Annotated in this window: 2 protein-coding genes; both read right to left on the reverse strand. The window is 44.8% G+C overall.

Annotated elements, in window-relative coordinates:
- Positions 1 to 27: 27 nt before the first annotated feature.
- On the reverse strand, positions 28 to 1,581 hold the full coding sequence (locus C4B57_12180) for a hypothetical protein (protein PXF50345.1): 1,554 nt from the start codon (positions 1,579 to 1,581) through the stop codon (positions 28 to 30).
- Between the two features lie 283 nt (positions 1,582 to 1,864).
- Entirely contained in the window at positions 1,865 to 2,053 is a 189-nt protein-coding gene (locus C4B57_12185; GenBank protein ID PXF50346.1) for a hypothetical protein, read from the reverse strand.
- Between the last annotated feature and the right edge of the window lie 110 nt (positions 2,054 to 2,163).

Here is a 2,163-nt window from a genome sequence, read left to right on the forward strand (position 1 = left end):
GGAATAAGGCTCTTATGACAATGAATCTCAATAATCAGCATTTCCAGAAAGTCCAGAGGGGCATAAGGCCAAAATTTGGCCGAATCGAAATCTTCGGCTGATATGATTTACGGGACACGCTCTTATAACTGTCAACTCCCCAAAAAGTTTGGGAGTAAGCTCTACATTGATTTCCTTAGTAGTTCCAAATTGCATTTCTACTATTTGCTCAAAATCATGATAACTTTTTTTTGTGACCCTGATTATGTGCTTTCCTCCCATCCACATCCTGATACTCAGAGGGGTTTCCCCCACATGATTCTCATCCATAAAGACAGCCGATGAACCAGGCTCACTTGCAATTTTCAGAACAGGTCTCAAGAAAACAAGACAAACCGAAGCCAAGATACCCATTACAAGGATGGCTGTCAGCCCGACCTTGGACAGACTCCATCTTTTATCTTTTCTTTGTGATTTTTCCTTATCATCAATCCGTATATGTTCGGGGACATCGGTTTTTTCTTCGACCTCCTTTTCTTTTATCTCAGGGGCTTCAGCCGTAGTCTTGATATCCAAAGGGACTTTCTCGGCAGGAGCTTTCTCTGGTACAGATATACCGACCCCTTCATCCAAGATCTCTTCTTTTTTCTTTTCTTCTACTGGTCCGGGTTCGTTACTCGCTAACTTTAATTTTTCAAATTTTTCTATCGCTGGCCGCCGGTCAACCACATTTGCGGACATGGCCAGCACTATGGTATCCAGGAAGTTCTCACTGTAACCCCGACCGGCAGCTTGCTTTAGCGGCTCCAAAATCGGATCCGGCCCGTCATTTGCCGATGTCTGGGTCCGGACTTGTGCACGGGATGGTTTGTGTCCTGTCACACATTCATAAATTACGGCTCCGAGCTGATAAATGTCCGTCCACAACCCGCCGCCGCCTCCTCCTTTATCGGCATACAAATCATCGGATGAATAAGATGAACAACCAGAAGTAGAAGCGGCATTTTCGTTATGGGATTCGCTGTTGAGTGCATAACGAACTGCCCCGAAGTCGATGAGCATGGCGGAGCCATCTTTTTTAAAAAAAATTGTATCCGGCCTGATGTTTCTGTGATGAATTCCCTTTTCATGGATGTTCTTTAACCCATCCAAAATATCTTTCAGCCAAAGCCTGATTCTGTCTTCCGGCATGGTGTTGTCTGATCCCATGCGATCAAGTTGTTTTCGGAGGGTCTCACCATCCTCATGTGACATAATCATGTATGCCGTTCCGTTGGCCTTAAGACACTTCAATACCCGCACAATATTGGGATGGCTGAACCCGGCAAGGGCTTCGGCTTCCTCTATGAAGTATCTGAGTCCCTTCTGAAAGGCATTCTGATCTGAAGGAAATTTGGCAACTATCTCATCGTCTGATTTTCTGACCACTAAGTCCCTGGGCAGAAACTCTTTGATGGTAACGAGCTGATCCGATTTAATACTAGAGGCCCTATAAGTGATGCTGAAGTGATCATATCTCAGGATTCCCTCTATCCTGTATTGTTCGAGTACGGACCAGGGGGCTAAAGCGTATTCCTGTAAAACATCGTTGCATTCAGACACTATTTTGGTCCTAATTATAGTAAACTCGCCTTTGTCCGAGGGTAAATATTCGGTAAACCAGTTATATCCTGCCTTGAGGCGTTACTTTTTCGGGTTTCGAAGCCTGTTCATTACAAACCGGAGAGACAGTGGAATCCGGCCCGCGACACAAAACCCAGTAAAAAGGCAAACCGCTTCTGCGGCAAGGCACGGATGGCGACTCCAAGGCACAGCAGACTGCAGTTTCACCGAATATTTACGTCCGAAATAATCCTGAGTTTTGCAAGAGGATCATGTTCTTAAATTATATTTCGGCATAAATCAGGGTAATATTTATTCCTGTAACAATTACAAAAACGTCTTTCAGGAAACTCATATTTTTAAGTACAGGATTTCCATTAATAGCATCAAGACCTTCTACATAAAGTGCCGTTCCTTCTATTCCTGCTAATGTGACATCTGCGTCTCTTGTGAATATCTCTTGATGCGGCATATGCCAGAAGGTGCTCCCGATAGGCCCCGAAACGGGGGGTGAATCCGATAGATTCCAAGTAATTAAGACTCTTTTCATACAGGGCCGACACCTCCCCGGGACCAAGACCT

Source organism: Deltaproteobacteria bacterium (assembly GCA_003194485.1).
In the GTDB taxonomy this organism is placed as follows: Bacteria; Desulfobacterota; Dissulfuribacteria; order Dissulfuribacterales; family UBA3076; genus UBA3076.